Origin of the sequence: Mycoplana rhizolycopersici, assembly GCF_013378445.1 — a bacterium.
Lineage (GTDB): Bacteria > Pseudomonadota > Alphaproteobacteria > Rhizobiales > Rhizobiaceae > Mycoplana > Mycoplana rhizolycopersici.
This window is the reverse complement of record NZ_JABXYK010000078.1, coordinates 1-202: the sequence shown is the minus strand read 5'-3', so window position 1 is coordinate 202 and position 202 is coordinate 1. Positions and strand designations below refer to the sequence as shown.

At 68.3% G+C, this 202-nt stretch carries 1 protein-coding gene; it reads right to left on the bottom strand.

Annotated elements, in window-relative coordinates; translation table 11 throughout:
* On the bottom strand, window positions 1-202 hold a 202-nt coding region (locus HV823_RS27545; RefSeq protein ID WP_176952638.1), incomplete at both ends, for a hypothetical protein.

The following is a 202-nucleotide window of genomic DNA, read 5'->3' as shown; positions in this document are numbered from 1 at the left end:
CTGGAAGGTGAAGGAGACGGGGGCGGTGGCATTGGCAGCCGGCGTATAGACCAGCTTGCCGAGATCGGCTGCGGTGACGATCTGGCCGGCCTTCAGCGCCTTGCCGGACAGCGTCAGGCTTCCCGCGGAGGGCAGCGTCGCGAACTTCACGCCAGCCAGCGTGTGCCCGTCCGCCTTGTCGGTGAAGCCGAAGTCGACGGCC